Genomic DNA, 17,410 nt, shown 5'->3' with positions numbered 1-17,410 from the left:
TCCAAACGCTTCCAGCCTTCTTAATCGGTCAAGGATGTGTTTTCCAGCTGTTCCTGTGCCTGTCTTCGTCTCAGTGCACGCTCGGTCACGTCATTGTTTTTCCACCAAGCAATGAAAAGACCGACTAGTCCAATCAAACCCGTCACGAATCGCTCGACGTCACTTGACGACACCGGTAATGCCGAAAATCCGAGCGTCGGTAAGAGTAACTCAAGAAAGACGTAGAGCGGAATCAAGAGTCGAATCCACGCTTGAAAACGAATCATGGTGACACCGGAAACAAACGATGCCATGTTAGTGGACCAACAATTCCGTCAACGACAAGACGACACGTCTGTTGGAACGTTCGAACGGCGTGCGTCAATCGGGCATCAAACACTCCGGTTACCGCTAGACCTAATCGTTTTTCAATTGCCCGAACGAGTTCCGGTGCTTGGATTCGTTCCCGTAGATAGAGTCCCGGTTTTGGCACATGATGGCGGGCAAGACTAACATGATCGTACAGTTCAAAATGTGGGTAGTCGGGAAAACGAGACCAATCGCCTCCCCAGTCCATTCCGCGTCGTTTCATCGCTGCAACGATCCGCCGGAGTCGCGCGTCTGGCGGAGAAAGGAACAATGCGCCATTTTCGTAATGGAAGACGTCGATTGCGACACCGAAGTTATGGTTTGATTGACCCCCTCGTGCCTGTGTGACAATCGGTCCTTGTGTCGTCCGTCCCTTCGCATATAACGCGTTCTGTTCGGCTATGCTCCGAAAGCTTTGCGCTATACCGAGCTTGATCCCTTGCGGATAGAGCTCACGAATCACGTCACGCGCGATTCGGACGACTGTCGGGTGCATGCCGGGGACAGTTAGTTTTTGGTTTGCCCGTCGCAGTAACTCTTCTAATTGCATTAAGCTCCCTCCCTTGTCAATGCTTGTAACAATTCAGCGATCTCGGCATCGTCAGGAATGACTTGCTGCTCTTGTTGTTTCGCCTCGTAAGCGCGTTGTGATATTTTTTCTTGTTCAACCCAATTCGGTAATTGAAATAATGAAGTTCCTTTCCGCGTTCGATGAGTTATTCGTTTGGAACGTTTAGTCGCGGATCCGGTCGCGAGGCGCTTGACGACTTGTTCGATATAACCGAAGTGACGACTATTCGCCCGTGCCGCTTCTTCGATTGCGTACTGAATCCGCTCGACTGGGTGCTCCGACGCAAGCTGAAGCAATTCTTGCTTGATTCGGGGTGTCGCTTTGCCGAGATTCGTCTCGTACTGCTGCACCAGTTCCTTTTTTAAAGTCGTTTTCTTCAAGACCTCTTCTTCGGAGGCAACAAAAACCTCGGGGGCAGTCGTCTCCTGACTTACCGGGGGTGTACTGTCAACACGAGGCAGGACACGATAGGCATTTGATGTCTGCCCTCCGTGTTTCGTAAAGCGTTCGACCTTTTCAATCCGACCGCTCGCAATCAAGGACTGGATACACGACTTGACCGTCGATTTGCTGCACGGGACAGCATCGGCAATCGTCTGATAGGACGGAAACGCTTGACCATCCTGACCGCTGAAACTCTCGAGGATCAGGTAAATCATCTTTTCATGGACGGACGCGAATGCCGTCCCGCTCCGTAAGAGCGTATGGGGAATCGGAAGATAAGGGGTTTGCATAGTGATTCCTCCTTTCTAGGAAAGATGACAGGAAGAAGTGACTGTTTGTTCGAAAAGAGTAGGGAGAAGTTTTTTGAGAGGAGTGACGAAATGAACGAGCTATTTACATTTTACTTACACGAACTGGATCACTATCGTCCCGATGAATTAATCCATCACATCGATCATGACACATGGTCGATCAGTCAGATGTATGATCACCTGATTGTCGTCAGTCATGAATATTTAGATGAAGTCGAGGCATGTCAGTTCGCACCAGTAACAGAATCCGGGAAGTCTCCGTTCGGTGAACGATTATTTACTGCCGGCGCGTTTCCGGCGACTCCAATCCGATTACCGGATACGATGAATGCACCACCTGACGAGACGGATCAAATCGAGCGACTACGGACGCGCTGGCGACAGCTGAGCGATCGTCACGCCGCGCTTGCAACGATCGCTCAGTCGACAGCATCTGACCAAAAGACGCGTCACGGTGGAATGGGCTGGTTGAACGCAGCAGAGTGGTATGCTCTCGTTTCGTACCATCTCGCACATCATCAGCATCAAAAACGACGACTCGATGCTGCATTAGCGAATCGAACATGAAAAAAAGCGCTCTCCTCATGCGAAGAGCGCTTCGATTCATTTCAAGACATCCCAATTTGAAAAGTGCCTTGCCTCGAGATCGAGTTGCTGTTCCTCAATCCAGCGAAACGCTTCGAGTACGAGCGGTGACGCGTTATCGATCGAGACGTCACTCGCCTTGACCCAGCGCGCACCGAGCGAGTCTTGTCCGACGAATTGTTCAGGGATACAAAGCGTTCCACCCGTCTGTCGGACGAGATAAAAGACGGCGATGTGATGGACTTCTTCGAACTCGCGCCAATCCCACGGAAGCTTGAAGTCCGCGACGCCGATCTGCCGTTCGAGTGCCACCTCGAGCCCTGTCTCTTCCGTGAATTCCCGGCGCATCGCCGTAGCGAGCGTCTCCCCTTCTTCGAGGCTCCCCCCTGGTAAGTCATAGCGATTGATATACGGTCCACCATTCTTGTCGATGACGAGTAAGGCATCATCCTTCATCAATAATCCATAGACACCGAATGCCCGGTGACAACGAATCGTCTTCATGTGTCATTCCCCCTTCTCTTCATCTGCAGGACGGTCGGGATGAACGGATCCAAAAAGCCGTCAAACGGAAACTCTGCTGCGAGATTCGCTGTTGTAGGTTCAGTAACGATGCACGAGCTCGTTCAATCACATCAGTCGGATAGTCGTACAATTGTTGGTTCTCTAAAAATTCGTCCTCGTCGACGACCGTCCACACTCCCTCTCGATGGACGAGATCGAGATCCAGATCGATGAACGATAAGGTAGTTCCTTGAAGAACCGACGGTAAGCAAATGTTACAGTAATACGTCACTTCTCCCGTCCGCTCTAAATCGAGACCGACTGTGAAATCAGCATCAAGCGGATAGAATTCCAGACTATAATTGTCATATGTATAAACCGCTTCGCGACAATGATGTAAAAGTGTCCGTCCGGGCATATTCGCGACGAGCAGATACGCTTCCGTCTGAACAAGAACGTCTCCGTCCCACGAATAGTGCAGACGTCCGTCAAACTTCCGCGCTTCAATCGTTAGATGTTTCGGTTCCAACCTCATCCCTCCCTTTCCCTAAAGCTCTCTTATTTTACCAAATGATCATATCGAAGCAAGTCTTTACCTGATTTACTAAAATTTTGAGAGTCTCTCGTTGACATCCTTTATCAAACTGCTATCGTGAAGGTATCATACTCAAGGATGTGGAACCGATGTTCATTGCCGAGTTGTTATTGAATGCTTGCATCGCCTTCACCGGCTTTTATTTAATCGCCAAAATCATTTATAGTCAACGTCTCGCGTCAAGTAGCTTGAAATCCCTCATTGTCGGTCTCGCCACCGGGCTGCTCGGGGTACTATTGATGTTTAAGGGGATCGCCATCAACGAGTCGTTACGGATGGACTTGCGACATTTACCGCTCGTCCTGCTCGCCTTTTATGGCGTCCGCTCGCCACTGATCATCGCGACGCTGATCATCGGTTGCTCCCGGTTCTACTTCGGTTGGACTCCACAAGCGGTCGTCGCTTTTCTCGCTGTCCTTGGCATCAGCACCGGGATGTACTTCATCCACAAGCGGTTGCTTCATCGACCATTCTTGCAAAATCTGATCATGAACGTCTGGGCGTTGTTCATGATTTCAATCGCCGTCTCAATCAATCTCGGTTTCAGTGACGCCGCCTTTCGCTTACTCGCTTCGACATGGACGATCGGACTCGCGGTTGGACTCTTATCGAGCTTATTGACGATTGATTTTCAGTTGCTTAACGAACAGGTGCAACGCTATAAACAATCCGCAGAACTCGATCACTTGACGGGTCTGTACAATCGACGTGTTTGGGATGAACGAACGGCATTTCTCGAAGAAGAAGGACGCGTCTACAATGTGCTCGCGCTCGACATCGACCACTTCAAGCACGTCAACGATACATACGGGCATGCGAATGGGGATCTCGTCTTACAACAGTTCGCACGGATCTTACAGGAAGAAACGCGTCCGCATGATATCACGGCACGCATCGGTGGAGAGGAATTCATGGTACTCGTCTATGATTTGACGCCTTCGAAAGTCGCGAAGGTCGCCAACCGAATCCGGGAGCGGATCGCGAACACGCGCTTTCAGCTCGACGGCTTTCCCGCCATCTCCATCACGGCGTCCGTCGGTATCGCCCATGGGAAACACGTCGCCGCCCAGCGGATGAATATCCTTGCCGATGAAGCGTTATATGCCGCCAAGGAGCAAGGGCGGAACCGTGTCATTCTGTACGAGGTCGATGCCGAGGCAGCGATAACGACGCAAGACCGCGAACCGGTCCGTTCTTAATCTTTATCATACCCATTAGTTTGTTTAGTAGAGTACGCTGGATGATGCTAAAAAAACAGATCATCCATCCATAAGGAGTGAAGCAATGAAATCCGATTTTGAATTCATGACGACATCAGAAGCGATTCTGTTCGTCAGTTCCTTTTTCATGTGGTTGTCCATCGGGCGTCATTTCGTCATGATCACGACGTTTGATGATTTATTTTTAACGCAATCGTGGTGGTTACTACTTCCGCTCGTCACCTTCATCTTATTCTTACGCTCGTTCGTCGTGCGGCGTTTGATTCTCCATCATAGCCAAGAAGACGAGGACGACATGTCACACGAAGCATGATCCATGCAAAAGAGGACTTACCATGAAACCGGTAAGTCCTCTTTCTTTACGCTTGATCGATCCGCCGAAACTGTAAGCCGCGTGCTTTCCACTCCGGCAAGAGTTCTTTTAGCGCCGCAATCGTCTGCACGGGCGCTTGTGCATCTGCCCCGAACGTATCCCCGTTATCGTGGAGCAAGATGATGTCTCCTTCTGACACATTTGATAGCAGTCGTTTGATTTTTGCGCTCCCGCCCTCTAGCTTCCAGTCCTCCGCCATCTTCGACCAGAGAATCATTTTGTAAGAAGGAGGACAGAGGACATCTCCAGCATTAAGCGCCCCCCACGGTGGACGGTAGACCGTCGGACATTCGCCCGTGATCCGTTCAATGACTGTTGCCGTCCGCTCGATTCCTTGACGGACCGTCGACGGTCGCATCGACCAGTTTGGACGATGGACATAGTTGTGAATACCGAGTTGATGCCCTTCTTCGTGCATCCGGCGAATGAGATCCGGATGTGCCTCCGCTTTATGACCCACGACGAAAAACGTCGCCTGAATCCCTTCTTGTTGTAAAAGGTCCAGTAATTCTGCTGTATAGACGGGATCTGGACCATCATCGAACGTCAAGGCGACGGATCGTGAATCCATTGATTTCGTGACGCGCCATCCAAAGACGCGTGAGGCCATATACGGAACGACCGTATAGGCAAGTGTAGCGAGAACTCCCGCTGTGACAAGGCGTGACCGCATCTGCATAATTCTCCTTTATCCGTTTACTTGACGCTGACCACCTTCAAGACTACCCGCAATCCGTTTCTCAAAAAAACGTCGATCGGCAATCACTTGCTCACTTTGATACTGTGAGATCGCTTGCTGCCATTGGTGCATGACGTCCGGATTCTCAAGTGTTCGACGAATGACGTCAGCGAGTGTATCTGTTTGATCGAACGAAAAGGCAAGTCCTTTATCTAATAAATAAGTTCGATTGATTTCTTCTTGCCCTGGTAGGACATGCTGCATAAAAAGCGGTACCCGTTTTTCGAATGCTTCACTGACCGTTACGCCACCAGGCTTCGTGACGATTGCATCCATCCGTTCATATAGCTGATTCATCTCATCACGTGAATCGATATAGGCAAGTGGATGGATGTGAGCTTGTTTCTGTGACGACAATCGTTTGTATAACGAGCGATTATTGCCACATAAGACGTAAAAATCCGCTTCCGCACAGTGCTCGATTTGCTTCAGCAACGTCTCCAGTTGACCGAGCCCACCGTTTCCTCCAGCAACAAGAATTTGTTTGCGGGACTGCGTCGAGCGAATGATCGAACCGCCAGAGATTGCTGGATGGACAGGGATTCCCGTCACAAATAAGCGCTCTTCCGGCACGGCATGTTGCGTGAGTAACTCCTGTTTTGCCTCACGATTCGGCAACAAATGATACTCGATATGCGTCTTTCCCCAAACCCGACTGACGAATAGATCGGTATAAGCATTGATGACCGGTACGTCACAAAGGTTTCGTTCTTTCAATTGATTCAACAGATAGGACGGAAACGCATGTGTACAGATGATGACATCCGGCTCTTCCGTCCGAATGATCCGTAACATCTGTTGTTGGAAATAATGCGACGTCCACCCTGTCGAGCGCGCGTTACTCGAACGTCCGGCGATGTGCCGATGATAAAAACGACTATAACCGTTAGAGAAATGGCGAATCCAGTTCAGATAAAACTTCGATGTCACCCATTCCGCAAACGGGCTGATTGTACTGAGTAACTCTACTTCCTTGACTTCAACGTCTGGTCCCTGCAATCGTTCGGCGATGGCTTCCGCGACGAGATGATGACCGGATCGCATCCTTAAAAAAGGAAAGATCACTATTTTTTGCATCGTATGTCCACTCCTTCAAACTATCCGCAAAAATCCTTTAAAAAGAAGTATCGCTTAGTCTTCTTTTCCCGCTTGGTTTTCCCTTGAAACGACGCGTTTTTCGAGCCGTTTACGCTTGATCCATTTGACGAGGACACCGAGCAGGAACAACACGAGTAAGGCAAGTCCGAAATACGGGACGACTTCCGGCTTGATATGAAACGTCTTTCCGGCAAAGTGACCGAGTAAGACGAAAGGAACGACCCATAGTGCGGAACCAAGTGCCGACACCCAGAAATACCGACCGAATGGAATCCGCTTCATCCCTGCAAAATATGGATTGATTTGCCGCACACCGGGAATATAAAGACCGCCAATGATCGTCCGATTGATTCGTCCCATGTAGCCGTTTGACACCCGTTCCCAGCGCTCCCTCGTCAATCCGATAAACCGACCGTACCGTAAGACGGTCGGTCCAAAGAAGCGCCCCGCGCCATATGCTGTCAGCATGCCGACGAACGTCCCGGCGTAAGCGGTCAAGATCGAATAGATCAAGCGTTCTTCGTTCTGACCACTTAAGATACCGATCAGGACGAGTAGTGATTCTTCCGGTGCCGGGATCCCGACGATGCCAAAAAATAAAAAGATGAAAATAACGCCATATCCATAGGCATCGAGATACTGGTTGACCGTATCCATGTTCATGTTGTCACGTCCTCTACTGCTGTCTCTCTGTACTGTTTCATCGTCTTCTGACTATGTATTCGTTCCTGTTCATGCAATTCCTTTTTTAGAAAAATTAAAACCTGTTTCATTCGAAAATTGACCCATTCTCTCATCTCACCTCGTGACAGTTCTCAGTTTTTAGGAGATGATAAAGAGACTGAAGTAAATCTCTATAGAAAGAAGGAGAAGGACGATGAAAGAGACTGAACAACTGACGATTCGACCGCTCTCGCCCGAGCATATTCCACTCGTCAATGATGCCAACGATCCCTTCCCAATCATCGGACGCATCGTTCCGCAGTTTTCGGATGCCGCATGGACCTACACGGAAGAACTATATGAAACAGCTACTCAAACCCATTTCCCGGACGACCGACTCGATTGGACGACCTACATTGATAACGAGGACCGAATCGTCCTCCTCGCCTTCTCCGGCACTTCTTGTATCGGACAGATTCGCCTCGTGCGTGACTGGAACCGTTTTGCCTACATCGAGAATATCGCTGTCAAACAAGCATTTCGTAAACATGGCGTCGGACACCAACTGCTCACCGCTGCGACGAAGTGGGCACAACAACGCGAGCTGCTTGGTCTGTCGCTCGAAGCACAGAACGACAATCTAATGGCTTGCCGCTTCTACGTCCGAGAGGGCTTCGTGCTCGGTGGTGTCGATAGTCTAAAACAATCTGCCAATCCTCATATCGATTTGACGTTATACTGGTACAAACTATTTTAAACGTCAGCCAGAAAGGACTTATCTGATGTTGTCTATCGTAAAGAACAGTTTTATTTCTACGATATTGTTCGCTTTCTTGTACGCACTCATTGCTGGGCTTGAGATGGGTGATCTAGCAATATACGGCACGTCCTTCACCGACTTCTTCTTAATTGGTCTACTGTTTGCCGGTCCTGTCATCCTGATTAGCGCACTCTTGACAGAATGGCTTCCGCTCCTGTTATTCCGTTCGACTGTTTCATTCGCACAACGATTCATCCTCAATCAAGTCGTCGCCCTATTTGCTAGTGTCGCCCTCTATCTGATTCTGCAATCCAATCAATTTTTGTTCTACTTTGTCTTGTTCTGTTCTGGTGTAGCGTTGATGTATCTTATCGTCTCCGAGTCGGCACGGAAGTATCCGTCATTCCTACCCTATCTGTTCGGGTGGCTCGGTCGGACCGTCTTCAGCTTTTTTCTATTTCTCCATTTATTTGGATCGATGACGATGATGGTACCGTTTATGTCCTACACGGTGCAGTTGGTCAATGAGCACTTGGACGCAGTCCTGCTGTTGTACTTCAGCAGTATCGCGATTGCTGACGCTCTTTTGGCTGTCCGTTTCACGAAACGTTCGCTACCCTGGACGACGCATCTTCTCGTTCATCAAGGTACAGTCTTCATGTTTGCTGGCGCATTCACCTTGTTCACTTCGCTTCCTGCAATATTTTTCATCGGAAACGTAGTCGCTGCCTTTTTGTACGTGATGATCACCCGTCTCTTCATCGTCATGAAAACGGGGAAGGAGGAGCACTATGGTCCGTCTATCATTTCGACTTCTGATGAGTAACTGGATTTTTTTGATGCTGTATCAACACCTCCCATCGTCACCACGACTCATGCCAGGTACGGACGTCGGCTATTATTCAGGTGTCTTCGAGACATTGCTGTCGTTTATGATTGTCATCACGATCGGTGGCATCCTGACTGACGCAATCCGTTACTTCGGCTTCCGAACGCGTCCATTCTCCTGGAGAGCACATCTCTTTTTGAATCAAGGCATTGCCTTATTAATTGGTGGCATCTTATTAATCGTCTTCAATGGTCTGTTTCAACCGCTTTATTTTCAAGCAATTGCAAGTAGCGCTGCTTTCCTCTACTTTATGATGACGCGTTTGACGTTATTATATAAAGAAGACAAGGTTGTTTGAAATCAGCCACTTTCTTACATTTTTGTTAGGTAAGAATGACAGCCTAGGCATTATACTGAATCTATCGTTCAGTAAAGGAGACATGCCGCATGTTTCGTCAAAAATCACTTCTGCACTTACTGATATTCTTGTCCTTCGGTTTAGCCTTCGACACGGTCACAGGATCGTCTCTCGTTCCGTTCGTCGAACCTCTTCATCAATTGATTGCCTCACTTGCATTGACGATCACGACCGCCTGTTTGACACTGTTCTTTCTGTTCTACCACGGCGTTCGTCCGCACCTTGAATTACTGATCGTCCTCCCCTTTTTGATTTTGACGAGCGGCATCACGTTCTTGTTCGTTTTCTTGAACGCAATGACCGTCATCTAACGTCACTAAAAAGCCCATCTTCTTCAAGGAGACGGGCTTTTGCTCAGCGATATGTAGATCACGGTTTGGCATGAAGCTCCAGCAACGGATCGCTTTCACTTGGCCAATTGATTTGTCCCTCGTAATGATCCTCGATCGTCGCGACCGGTTCCGAACGTTCGAATCGGGACGGTTGCGTAGACGTCGTACAGACGATCAAAACAGCTAACAGACTGATGATACTAAAGCATCGTCGCATCATGATTTATACTCCTTTAGTCGTTTCTATCCTCATTTTAAGCAAACCGAGCTACTATGCCATCCGCCCTCCGCTGTATCTCGTCCTCCACCCATCAAAAAAGACCGACTACTTAAGTCGGTCTGATACCATCATCCTTGTTCGCCAACGACCGAGAACCGCTCGTTGAGGTGTTGTCCCTTTTCTAGCTCATCGACTACAGCGATGGCATAATCCGCGTAACTGATGTAGCTTTCCCCTTTTGCGTTTAGAATCATCTGCTCGCCGCCGACTGTATACGCTCCTGTGCGTTTACCGTTCGGATCAAAGAATCCCGCCGGGCTGAGATACGTCCATGTCACGTCTTGCTGTCCTTGCAGTTCAATCAGGTTTTTCCCCATGTTCGAGGCTGTCGGGTAGTACGCTTCCGGGAAATCTGGCGTTTCCATGACACGTACCTTATGCTCGGCATCGACGAATAAGCTTCCCGCACCACCGACGACGAACAGGCGCGTCTTGCTTCCTGCTAATACGTTGATCAAATGACGACCGACTTCTATATGTTTTGTTTCCTCACCCGGTGCAGCGTTAAACGCATTGACGATTGCGTCAAACCCGTTCAGATCATCTTTCGTCAGCGCGAGCACATCGCATTCGAGAATCGTGACGTCTGCGGTTACTTTTGCGGCGTTACGGACGATTGCCGTGACGTCGTGTCTGCGTTCGATTGCTTCTTGTACGATTAATTTCCCTGCTTTACCAGTTGCGCCGATGATTCCAATGTTCATGATGATTCCTCCTTTTGATATGTAACTATTTTGATTACATGTAACCAATATAGTTACAATCACTTTGTTTGTCAACATTGTTGTTCCTATTCCCCGTTTCTTGCCAAATGAACGATACAGCGTATAATGAGAGAACAATGTTTTTAAGAAGGAGGGTCATCCGTTGACCATCAGTACTCGTTTTTCCGTCGGCATTCATATTCTCTCGTTGATCGCGACCGACGAGAAGATGACATCCGACTTGATTGCCGGCAGCGTCAATACGAATCCGGTCGTCATTCGTAAAATCATGAGCATGCTGAAAAAAGCTGATTTGATCGCGGTCCGCCCGGGTGTCGCCGGTGCGCGACTTGCCCGTCCGTTATCTAAGATCACGCTACTTGACGTCTATCACGCCGTCGCTGTCGTACCGGACAAGGAATTGTTCGGCGTCCATGCCGCATCAAACCCAGACTGCCCGGTCGGACGAAACATCCAATCGACGGTCACACCAATCTTCGAGCTCGCACAATCCGCTCTTGAGAAGGTGCTCGCTCATGTAACACTGGATGATATCGTCAATGAAATCGAACAAAAAGAAGCATCGTCCTTATGAGCGCGATGCTTCTTGCTTTAGAAAAACCATTGATATACCAGGTATCCTCCACCGAGAACGACAAGCACTGCAAGCATCTCAAATCCACGCATCCCGTCGTTTTGTCCTCGGGGTACGGCACTACCGAGACCTTGATCGACACCATCTCGGAGATGATCGAGTGGTTGTTTCTTTTCTTGTTTGAAGCGAGACATATAAACGCCCCCTTTTTACATATTGTACCATTCCTTCTTCACCTTGCAGTACATTCTGACAAAAAAATACGTGGTAGTGCTTATCTTACATTCAATTCGTTTCTCTATTCATTTCGAAGCAATTTCATGAATCCCATCTTTTCAACGATCAAAACATCCTGCTCGAAGCGTTTGATAGAATGTTTTGATGCTTGTTCGTCAATCAAATTCGGATGACCAAAGCATACATTTAGTATCGAATTAAGTTTCTCTGCCTCACCGCCGATAAAATAGTGAGACATATAGGTGTTGTCTTCTGAGGCAATGACGACGAATGTCGCCATATCAAGCACTCCTTCGATGCTTTCTGCTGTCATGAGTTTGTCTTTCACAGATGCATTCTGAAAGTCATACGATTCGATGGAGGCAATCCTACCTTGCAACAGATCAAGAATTGATTTTCGATAGACACAATAGACTGCAACGATCGTTTCAACAGGTGGAACGAATGGATCTTCGAAGATCGTGATCAAACGCTCGTCGTCTTGATTCAGGCGGATGGCATGCAAGTGATTAACTAATAATTGATCAATGACGTTCACGTTCGTCGGTTGGATCGATTTAAAATCGTATACAGGCAAGCTTTTCTCCCCCCGCTCTTTTAGTCAATGATTGTATCCTTCCCTTCTGCGCGTAAACGCTGCAAGGATGCTTTCATCGTCTCAATCTCTTCATCTGTATGCCGCTCCCATGTTCCGAGTTCAGCAATGATCTTCACGGGTTCTGTCGACCGATACGACCGAGTCGGATTGCCTGGGAACCGTTTGTTCGTCAAGTTCGGATCATCCTCATACGCTCCGAGTGGCTCGACGAGGTAGATATGCTCCGGAGCGTCAGATTGTGCGAGCTCCGCGCCCCACTTCGCTGCATCAAGTGTTGCTGTGAAATAGACGTGCTGGAGCGGTCGATCACGAAAATTCGACGCGTGCCCTGGTTTCAATTCGTCACCGATTCGCAACGTGGCTTTCGTGCCATGGAAAAACGGACCTTCGACTGGTTTCATACGCTCGCCTCCTGACTGGATACATTTAGTATAGACAGTCGATTGATTCAGGTGTAGTCTGTTTCAAAATGAAATTTCACGGTATACTTATAGCAAAGGAAGATCATTTGTCGTCAGATTGTAACTCGTTTTTTGTCTAGCCATCAGGCATGATGGGAATAGTCATTTTACATACCCTATAGGAGGTCATCCGTTCAACGTGAAGTTCTTTAAAGCTTTAGCGAAAACCGAAGAGGCTGTCTGGATTCCAGAAGCCGAGTGGCAAACCGTTTGTGAGCAAGAAGGACTGACCGTGCCGCATCATCCACAAGAACAATTTGTTGGTCTCGCGTACAACAATCAGCGGCAAGTCGTCGAAGTCACGCGCAACATGCGCCCCCCAGCGCTCAGTTATTACGTTACGATTCTTGAACCACCCCATAGTCGATCTCTCATCTCAAAACGTTCGTTCTTAACCGTGCTTCATGAACGAACGGAGCGCACGTCCCTCACCGAATACGGTACATTCTGTTTACTTGAGATCAACGTTCGCGAGGAAGGACTCGGCGAGCGTGGTCTGTTACTTGAGTCATTGATTCATGATATTGAAAAAAAGTACACTCATTACGCGATTCGTGGCGATTATGCGACGATCACCTTACAAGGACGCGTCTCAGATCAATGTTTTACGAAATATGGATTCCAGTTAACGGATTCCTATCTCACGCTTTCGAATGGGATTCCTTCCTGAACCGACCTGACACGTTCAGGTCTTTTTTGTACAGTTCCTAGGCAATGATGGGAAGTGATGGGTTTGCGTTCAAACTAGTAGCACTACATATTTTTAATATGGTATGGTAAAAGTAATTCATCAGCAGTACATTCTACATTTAAGAGGTTCCCCATGACAACAATGACCGAGACATATCCCATGACATGCTGGCATACGATTTCGACGTATCATAATCAACAAATCAAGCGCGTCAATGCTTTCTTGAAACAATGGGATCTCTCCCATACGAATCTTGAAGTATTGCGTTGCCTACAAACGACCTCATGCACGAGCCAGAAGGAAATCGCGGAACGGATCCAAGTGACCGATGGCACGATTTCACACGGAATCAAACGTTTATTTGATCGGCAACTCATCACCCGCAAGCGCAAATGGAAGACGAACTATCTGCTATTGACGGAAAAAGGAACAGCTATTCTGCAAGAAGTGTTGCCCGCCTACGAACGTTTTCAACAAGAACAATTCGCCGCTTTGACGGCTCGACAACAGGAAGAATTAATCCGTTTCTTCGATAAGCTCAACCCTGCATGACAGAAGAGGAGGAAAAATCATGACCTTCACATTCGAATCTTCAATGCAACACTGGAACGCCATTCAGCGAATCCATTCTCGTTATTCGAAAGAAGTCAACGATGTACTGAAACCAAAAGGGCTTTCAAAATCCCAATTCGATTTATTGATGACCCTGTATCATCAAGAGAGTGCGACACAAAAATCACTTGAACGCACGCTCGAACTCTCAAGCGGTGCCATTTCGCAAACGGTCAAGAAGTTGCTCGCGGAACACCTCGTCATCCGAAAACGAATCAACCGGGAAAAACGGATTCTCTTGACGGAAGATGGTGCAGCGCTGATTCAAACGTCAGCTCCCGAGATCGAAGAGATTGATGATCGTTATTTCCGTGCCTTTACATCAAAGGACCACGAGACGTTCGACCAATTGCTCCATAAGATGCAAAGCGATCATTTTTGATCGCCCTGACACTCGCGGACGCTTCCCTAATGAGGTGTCCGCAATTCTTACATATAAACACCATAAAGAGGGAGCAACAGAGATGACACATACAGACGTATTATTGGAACGATTAGACGCAATTGGGCAAACGATTGCACAAACAGATGATGCGCTCGTCCTGCTCGGACTCGGTTCTGTCGGTCAAGAACTTGAACGACTCGATGACTATTCGGACTTAGACTTTTTCGTCATCGCAAAGCCCGGTAAAAAGGCTCGATTCATCGAGCAACTCGACTGGTTAGAAAACACATACCCTTTACACTTTCAATTTCAAAATACGCAGGATGGACATAAAGTCATGTTTGACGACGGTATCTATGCCGAATTCGCCATCTTCGAACTAGATGAACTTTCTGAAATTGCATTTTCCGCTGGTCGTATCGTGTGGTGCGATCCTTCCTTCGACGCGTTTGAACGCTTAGTCCCACAACCACGTAACAGTTCGAGCGAACATCCATCCGTCGATTACGCCATCCATGAAGCACTGACGAACGTATATGTCGGGCTCTGTCGCGAAGCACGTGGCGAAACATTATCAGCCTTCCGTTTGATTCAACAATTTGCCGTTGGTCAATTGTTACACGTTCTGTCCTCATTTGAAAAAGAGGAAGCGACATCTGTTGATCCGTTTGCTCCGGAACGTCGGATTGAGCAACGTTTCCCAGAAATGGTCAACCAATTCTCAGAGATGATGCCAGGCTATTCGCATAATAAAACGGCTGCACTAGTGATCCTCGATTACATCGAACAGATTCATCCTGTCTCCCCTGCCATGTCAAACGCTATCCGTTCACTCGCTTAAATGATGTCTTCTAAAAAATACGTCCGGATGTCCTAAGTCATAGGAGATCCGGACGTATTGCGTTTAGGATGAATCAGAATCCACTTCAAAAGAATACTTCATTACAGTTTTGAAAGGAATAATATTCCTGTTCGTGATAGGTTTGCTCCCCTATGCATGATACCATTATTTTACACTATGACAATGAATCAAAGATGTATCTCTAAAAGAAGTGTAGAAAGGAAACGATCTGGATGTATGAATTAAAAGAACCTACTCAAACCATCTCGAAAGACGCGATCAAGGTGTGGCGCTTGACCGACGCGTTGGTTTCGACTGCCGTGTTGATCGGATTGATTGGTCTTCTGTTCGTCGATACGTACTATCAGTGGTCCAGTTGGATTGGGATCGTCCTCTACGTGTTGATGGCAGTGACGATCATTTCAGCTTTGATTGAGTGCACCGTATTGCCTGTCTATCGGCAAAAGACATGGCGTTATGAGATTGATGCCAAGTGCATTCAATTAAAGCATGGCGCGTTCATGCGTACGCACCTAATCATTCCGATCGAGAAAATTTATTTCGTTAAGACATCGCAAGGACCGCTCAGTAAACAGTACGGTCTTGCGACAGTCAAAATCGGTACGATCGGTTACGTCCATGACATTCCGTTTTTACCGCTTGCGCAAGCAACGGAAATCACGCAACGGATCACTGCCCTATCGGACCGTACGTCACGAAAGGAGCGAGCTGATGCGACAGGAACCGCCCCTGACTTCCTTTAAGCTCCATCCTGCCTGGATTCCGTATCGCTTTGGCATTGCTATGAAAGAATTCGTCTTCGCTGCTTTTTTGATTTCCTTCTTGTTCCGCCGCTTATCCATACCACTGTTCTCTTGGTATGGATACACGTTGCTCGGTAGTTTCATTCTCGTGCGTCTAATCGGTCTCGTGTTGCAGTGGAAACACTTTACATATCAACTCAAGGAACAAGAGCTACTGATTGAAAAAGGGGCGTTCGTGACGGAGAAAAAGCAGATTCCCTATGAACGGATACAAGGAATCACGGAATACGAATCGTTGTTTCATCGCGTGACGGGTCTGACATCACTCGTCATTGAGACCGGTTCAACGGATTCCGATGCCGACGTTCGTCTCGAGATGCTATCAAAACAAGAAGCAACGCACATCAAGGAACAGATCGAGTCGATCGTTACACGACAGCATGATCCTCAGGCACTACCAGAAGTCGCAACGACCATGCTAGCGCCAAATCCAGAGCAATACGCGATTCAATTCAAGGAGATTGCGCTGGCTTCGCTGACGTCACTCAGTCCGCTATTCTTTTTCTTCCTTCTGTACTCTGTTTATCAAGAATTGAGTCGTTTTCTTGAGCTCGATGATATCGTCTCTTCGCTCGTTACCTTCAGTACCCAATCTAACGTCATGCGTGTTGCGATGATCGGACTCTTGATCATCCTTGCTCTCAGTTATGGTGTCTTTCGGAATTATCGCCTATATGCGGGCTTTCGCATTGATACAAATCAACGATCGATCCAGATTGAAAAAGGCTGGGAGAGCGTCACGCGCTTTTCGATTCCAAAAGACCGGATTCAAGCTTTGACGATGCGGAGTCGCTTCATCCATCAGTTACTCGGAATCAGTCAAGTCAAGATGATCAGTTCGATTGATCCCGAGCAACAAGACAAAAACACGTCCGCTGTTTTGTTCCCGTTCATCCGGCGTTCAAAAGCGCTCGACTTGATTCCGAAAATCTTACCTGATTTTCAAGTGGCACCTCGGACGCTTCCGATTCCGAAACAGGCGGTCGTCGTCAAATTATGTCGGACCGTCTTGTTATGGGCTGGCGTTCCGATTTGCCTATGGTTCATGTTTCCGAACTTACGTCTTCTTGCCGTGTTAATCTGCTTTACTGTCATCACGTCACAAATCTTGAGTCGCCGCTTCAGTACATATACGACGAGTCCGACAGTGCTACACTTCCATCAAGGGGGACTCGCACCTCTTACGTACTGGATGCGCCGTGATGGCATCGAACGACTCGAACTGTCCGAGTCTTACGTGCAACAACGTCTTGGTCTTGCTAGCGTCACCGTCACCTTACATGCGACACCAGCAAAGGAAGTACGGATTATGGATGTTCCGATTGATTGGGCGAAGCAGTGTCAAAGATGGTATATCGAAGGACATAATCCTGAAGTACAAAAATAGACCAA

General features: G+C 48.0%; 27 protein-coding genes. 14 read left to right on the top strand and 13 right to left on the bottom strand.

Annotated features, from left to right (window positions below):
* Positions 1-20: 20 nt before the first annotated feature.
* The 3 genes from P401_RS0105560 to P401_RS0105550 are packed head-to-tail and all read right to left on the bottom strand — an operon-like array spanning position 21 to position 1,653.
* Positions 21-266, bottom strand: a complete 246-nt coding sequence (locus P401_RS0105560; RefSeq protein WP_029341602.1) for a phage holin — start codon at positions 264-266, stop codon at positions 21-23.
* Positions 263-898, bottom strand: a complete 636-nt coding sequence (locus P401_RS0105555; protein ID WP_029341601.1) for a M15 family metallopeptidase — start codon at positions 896-898, stop codon at positions 263-265. The genes P401_RS0105560 and P401_RS0105555 overlap by 4 nt, the downstream gene beginning before the upstream one ends.
* Positions 898-1,653, bottom strand: a complete 756-nt coding sequence (locus P401_RS0105550) for a helix-turn-helix domain-containing protein (protein WP_029341600.1) — start codon at positions 1,651-1,653, stop codon at positions 898-900. Before P401_RS0105550 ends, P401_RS0105555 begins: the two co-directional genes overlap by 1 nt.
* Positions 1,654-1,743: 90 nt before the next feature.
* On the opposite strand from P401_RS0105550, the gene P401_RS0105545 reads away from it, so the two are divergent.
* The gene (locus tag P401_RS0105545) at positions 1,744-2,241 is read left to right on the top strand and encodes a DinB family protein (RefSeq protein ID WP_029341599.1); all 498 of its coding nucleotides are present in this window, start codon (positions 1,744-1,746) and stop codon (positions 2,239-2,241) included.
* Between the two features lie 36 nt (positions 2,242-2,277).
* Here P401_RS0105545 and P401_RS0105540 read toward each other — a convergent pair whose 3' ends face one another.
* Positions 2,278-2,763 carry an NUDIX hydrolase gene (locus tag P401_RS0105540; RefSeq protein ID WP_029341598.1) on the bottom strand — a complete coding sequence of 162 codons (486 nt, stop codon included), beginning with the start codon at positions 2,761-2,763 and terminating at the stop codon, positions 2,278-2,280.
* 19 nt (positions 2,764-2,782) lie between these two features.
* Entirely contained in the window at positions 2,783-3,292 is a 510-nt protein-coding gene (locus P401_RS0105535; protein WP_029341597.1) for a DUF402 domain-containing protein, read from the bottom strand.
* Positions 3,293-3,447: 155 nt separating this feature from the next.
* On the opposite strand from P401_RS0105535, the gene P401_RS0105530 reads away from it, so the two are divergent.
* Both P401_RS0105530 and P401_RS0105525 read left to right on the top strand, forming a co-directional pair.
* Positions 3,448-4,557 carry a GGDEF domain-containing protein gene (locus P401_RS0105530; RefSeq protein WP_051656259.1) on the top strand — a complete coding sequence of 370 codons (1,110 nt, stop codon included), beginning with the start codon at positions 3,448-3,450 and terminating at the stop codon, positions 4,555-4,557.
* Between the two features lie 85 nt (positions 4,558-4,642).
* A complete protein-coding gene (locus P401_RS0105525) occupies positions 4,643-4,891 on the top strand; it encodes a hypothetical protein (RefSeq protein ID WP_029341595.1) in 249 nt (82 codons plus the stop codon).
* Between the two features lie 46 nt (positions 4,892-4,937).
* On the opposite strand, the gene P401_RS0105520 is transcribed toward P401_RS0105525, so the two are convergent.
* From P401_RS0105520 to P401_RS0105510, 3 genes are read right to left on the bottom strand one after another with little or no spacing between them, the layout of a single operon-like run.
* Entirely contained in the window at positions 4,938-5,624 is a 687-nt protein-coding gene (locus P401_RS0105520; protein WP_029341594.1) for a polysaccharide deacetylase family protein, read from the bottom strand.
* 15 nt (positions 5,625-5,639) lie between these two features.
* Positions 5,640-6,767: an MGDG synthase family glycosyltransferase gene (locus P401_RS0105515; protein ID WP_051656258.1), complete on the bottom strand. Its 1,128-nt coding sequence runs from the start codon at positions 6,765-6,767 to the stop codon at positions 5,640-5,642.
* 54 nt (positions 6,768-6,821) lie between these two features.
* Positions 6,822-7,451, bottom strand: coding sequence for a DedA family protein (locus P401_RS0105510; RefSeq protein WP_029341592.1), 630 nt, complete (start codon positions 7,449-7,451; stop codon positions 6,822-6,824).
* A gap of 214 nt (positions 7,452-7,665) precedes the next feature.
* Between P401_RS0105510 and P401_RS0105500 the strand changes: the two genes are divergently transcribed.
* From P401_RS0105500 to P401_RS0105485, 4 genes are all read left to right on the top strand, one after another.
* Positions 7,666-8,208, top strand: a complete 543-nt coding sequence (locus P401_RS0105500; RefSeq protein WP_029341591.1) for a GNAT family N-acetyltransferase — start codon at positions 7,666-7,668, stop codon at positions 8,206-8,208.
* 25 nt (positions 8,209-8,233) lie between these two features.
* Positions 8,234-9,037, top strand: coding sequence for a hypothetical protein (locus tag P401_RS0105495; RefSeq protein ID WP_029341590.1), 804 nt, complete (start codon positions 8,234-8,236; stop codon positions 9,035-9,037).
* The gene (locus tag P401_RS0105490) at positions 9,030-9,398 is read left to right on the top strand and encodes a hypothetical protein (protein WP_148662022.1); all 369 of its coding nucleotides are present in this window, start codon (positions 9,030-9,032) and stop codon (positions 9,396-9,398) included. The genes P401_RS0105495 and P401_RS0105490 overlap by 8 nt, the downstream gene beginning before the upstream one ends.
* Positions 9,399-9,487: 89 nt before the next feature.
* Positions 9,488-9,769, top strand: coding sequence for a hypothetical protein (locus P401_RS0105485; protein ID WP_029341588.1), 282 nt, complete (start codon positions 9,488-9,490; stop codon positions 9,767-9,769).
* 58 nt (positions 9,770-9,827) lie between these two features.
* Here P401_RS0105485 and P401_RS0105480 read toward each other — a convergent pair whose 3' ends face one another.
* Both P401_RS0105480 and P401_RS0105475 read right to left on the bottom strand, forming a co-directional pair.
* A complete protein-coding gene (locus tag P401_RS0105480) occupies positions 9,828-10,010 on the bottom strand; it encodes a hypothetical protein (protein ID WP_029341587.1) in 183 nt (60 codons plus the stop codon).
* A gap of 128 nt (positions 10,011-10,138) precedes the next feature.
* The gene (locus P401_RS0105475; RefSeq protein ID WP_029341586.1) at positions 10,139-10,774 is read right to left on the bottom strand and encodes an NAD(P)-dependent oxidoreductase; all 636 of its coding nucleotides are present in this window, start codon (positions 10,772-10,774) and stop codon (positions 10,139-10,141) included.
* A gap of 163 nt (positions 10,775-10,937) precedes the next feature.
* Between P401_RS0105475 and P401_RS0105470 the strand changes: the two genes are divergently transcribed.
* Positions 10,938-11,369: an Rrf2 family transcriptional regulator gene (locus tag P401_RS0105470; protein ID WP_029341585.1), complete on the top strand. Its 432-nt coding sequence runs from the start codon at positions 10,938-10,940 to the stop codon at positions 11,367-11,369.
* 17 nt (positions 11,370-11,386) lie between these two features.
* Here the strand turns inward: P401_RS0105470 and P401_RS18530 are convergent, their stop codons facing one another.
* The 3 genes from P401_RS18530 to arr all read right to left on the bottom strand — a co-directional run bounded on the left by P401_RS18530 (position 11,387) and on the right by arr (position 12,605).
* Positions 11,387-11,563, bottom strand: coding sequence for a hypothetical protein (locus P401_RS18530; RefSeq protein WP_160171449.1), 177 nt, complete (start codon positions 11,561-11,563; stop codon positions 11,387-11,389).
* Between the two features lie 104 nt (positions 11,564-11,667).
* Positions 11,668-12,183: a hypothetical protein gene (locus P401_RS0105460; RefSeq protein ID WP_034785985.1), complete on the bottom strand. Its 516-nt coding sequence runs from the start codon at positions 12,181-12,183 to the stop codon at positions 11,668-11,670.
* Between the two features lie 20 nt (positions 12,184-12,203).
* Entirely contained in the window at positions 12,204-12,605 is a 402-nt protein-coding gene (arr, locus tag P401_RS0105455) for an NAD(+)--rifampin ADP-ribosyltransferase (protein ID WP_029341583.1), read from the bottom strand.
* Positions 12,606-12,804: 199 nt separating this feature from the next.
* Here arr and P401_RS0105450 point away from each other — a divergent pair, with 199 nt between their 5' ends.
* The 6 genes from P401_RS0105450 to P401_RS0105425 all read left to right on the top strand — a co-directional run bounded on the left by P401_RS0105450 (position 12,805) and on the right by P401_RS0105425 (position 17,405).
* Positions 12,805-13,335: a hypothetical protein gene (locus P401_RS0105450; RefSeq protein WP_051656257.1), complete on the top strand. Its 531-nt coding sequence runs from the start codon at positions 12,805-12,807 to the stop codon at positions 13,333-13,335.
* A gap of 153 nt (positions 13,336-13,488) precedes the next feature.
* Positions 13,489-13,908 (top strand): MarR family winged helix-turn-helix transcriptional regulator, encoded by a 420-nt coding sequence (locus P401_RS0105445; protein ID WP_029341581.1) that lies wholly within the window; start codon positions 13,489-13,491, stop codon positions 13,906-13,908.
* Positions 13,909-13,927: 19 nt separating this feature from the next.
* Complete coding sequence (locus tag P401_RS0105440; protein WP_023468160.1) at positions 13,928-14,350, top strand: MarR family winged helix-turn-helix transcriptional regulator; 423 nt, start codon at positions 13,928-13,930, stop codon at positions 14,348-14,350.
* Between the two features lie 82 nt (positions 14,351-14,432).
* Positions 14,433-15,194, top strand: a complete 762-nt coding sequence (locus P401_RS0105435) for a hypothetical protein (protein WP_029341580.1) — start codon at positions 14,433-14,435, stop codon at positions 15,192-15,194.
* A gap of 233 nt (positions 15,195-15,427) precedes the next feature.
* Complete coding sequence (locus tag P401_RS0105430) at positions 15,428-15,958, top strand: PH domain-containing protein (RefSeq protein WP_071908782.1); 531 nt, start codon at positions 15,428-15,430, stop codon at positions 15,956-15,958.
* A complete protein-coding gene (locus tag P401_RS0105425; protein WP_029341578.1) occupies positions 15,927-17,405 on the top strand; it encodes a PH domain-containing protein in 1,479 nt (492 codons plus the stop codon). The genes P401_RS0105430 and P401_RS0105425 overlap by 32 nt, the downstream gene beginning before the upstream one ends.
* The last annotated feature ends 5 nt before the right edge of the window (positions 17,406-17,410 follow it).

It is taken from the genome of Exiguobacterium acetylicum DSM 20416 (assembly GCF_000702605.1).
Taxonomy (GTDB): domain Bacteria; phylum Bacillota; class Bacilli; order Exiguobacteriales; family Exiguobacteriaceae; genus Exiguobacterium_A; species Exiguobacterium_A acetylicum.
This window is presented reverse-complemented; position numbering and strand designations above follow the sequence as displayed.

What these genes read in the sequence shown, in the direction of transcription:
- P401_RS0105525 (WP_029341595.1), top strand. Translation starts at nt 4,643, where the DNA reads ATGAAATCCGATTTTGAATTCATGACGACATCAGAAGCGATTCTGTTC.
- arr (WP_029341583.1), bottom strand. Translation starts at nt 12,605, where the DNA reads ATGAAACCAGTCGAAGGTCCGTTTTTCCATGGCACGAAAGCCACGTTG.
- P401_RS0105555 (WP_029341601.1), bottom strand. Translation starts at nt 898, where the DNA reads ATGCAATTAGAAGAGTTACTGCGACGGGCAAACCAAAAACTAACTGTC.
- P401_RS0105560 (WP_029341602.1), bottom strand. Translation starts at nt 266, where the DNA reads ATGATTCGTTTTCAAGCGTGGATTCGACTCTTGATTCCGCTCTACGTC.
- P401_RS0105540 (WP_029341598.1), bottom strand. Translation starts at nt 2,763, where the DNA reads ATGAAGACGATTCGTTGTCACCGGGCATTCGGTGTCTATGGATTATTG.
- P401_RS0105425 (WP_029341578.1), top strand. Translation starts at nt 15,927, where the DNA reads ATGCGACAGGAACCGCCCCTGACTTCCTTTAAGCTCCATCCTGCCTGG.
- P401_RS0105515 (WP_051656258.1), bottom strand. Translation starts at nt 6,767, where the DNA reads ATGCAAAAAATAGTGATCTTTCCTTTTTTAAGGATGCGATCCGGTCAT.
- P401_RS0105430 (WP_071908782.1), top strand. Translation starts at nt 15,428, where the DNA reads ATGTATGAATTAAAAGAACCTACTCAAACCATCTCGAAAGACGCGATC.
- P401_RS18530 (WP_160171449.1), bottom strand. Translation starts at nt 11,563, where the DNA reads ATGTCTCGCTTCAAACAAGAAAAGAAACAACCACTCGATCATCTCCGA.
- P401_RS0105445 (WP_029341581.1), top strand. Translation starts at nt 13,489, where the DNA reads ATGACAACAATGACCGAGACATATCCCATGACATGCTGGCATACGATT.
- P401_RS0105495 (WP_029341590.1), top strand. Translation starts at nt 8,234, where the DNA reads ATGTTGTCTATCGTAAAGAACAGTTTTATTTCTACGATATTGTTCGCT.
- P401_RS0105545 (WP_029341599.1), top strand. Translation starts at nt 1,744, where the DNA reads ATGAACGAGCTATTTACATTTTACTTACACGAACTGGATCACTATCGT.
- P401_RS0105490 (WP_148662022.1), top strand. Translation starts at nt 9,030, where the DNA reads ATGAGTAACTGGATTTTTTTGATGCTGTATCAACACCTCCCATCGTCA.
- P401_RS0105530 (WP_051656259.1), top strand. Translation starts at nt 3,448, where the DNA reads ATGTTCATTGCCGAGTTGTTATTGAATGCTTGCATCGCCTTCACCGGC.
- P401_RS0105510 (WP_029341592.1), bottom strand. Translation starts at nt 7,451, where the DNA reads ATGAACATGGATACGGTCAACCAGTATCTCGATGCCTATGGATATGGC.
- P401_RS0105475 (WP_029341586.1), bottom strand. Translation starts at nt 10,774, where the DNA reads ATGAACATTGGAATCATCGGCGCAACTGGTAAAGCAGGGAAATTAATC.
- P401_RS0105500 (WP_029341591.1), top strand. Translation starts at nt 7,666, where the DNA reads ATGAAAGAGACTGAACAACTGACGATTCGACCGCTCTCGCCCGAGCAT.
- P401_RS0105485 (WP_029341588.1), top strand. Translation starts at nt 9,488, where the DNA reads ATGTTTCGTCAAAAATCACTTCTGCACTTACTGATATTCTTGTCCTTC.
- P401_RS0105480 (WP_029341587.1), bottom strand. Translation starts at nt 10,010, where the DNA reads ATGATGCGACGATGCTTTAGTATCATCAGTCTGTTAGCTGTTTTGATC.
- P401_RS0105520 (WP_029341594.1), bottom strand. Translation starts at nt 5,624, where the DNA reads ATGCGGTCACGCCTTGTCACAGCGGGAGTTCTCGCTACACTTGCCTAT.
- P401_RS0105435 (WP_029341580.1), top strand. Translation starts at nt 14,433, where the DNA reads ATGACACATACAGACGTATTATTGGAACGATTAGACGCAATTGGGCAA.
- P401_RS0105440 (WP_023468160.1), top strand. Translation starts at nt 13,928, where the DNA reads ATGACCTTCACATTCGAATCTTCAATGCAACACTGGAACGCCATTCAG.
- P401_RS0105550 (WP_029341600.1), bottom strand. Translation starts at nt 1,653, where the DNA reads ATGCAAACCCCTTATCTTCCGATTCCCCATACGCTCTTACGGAGCGGG.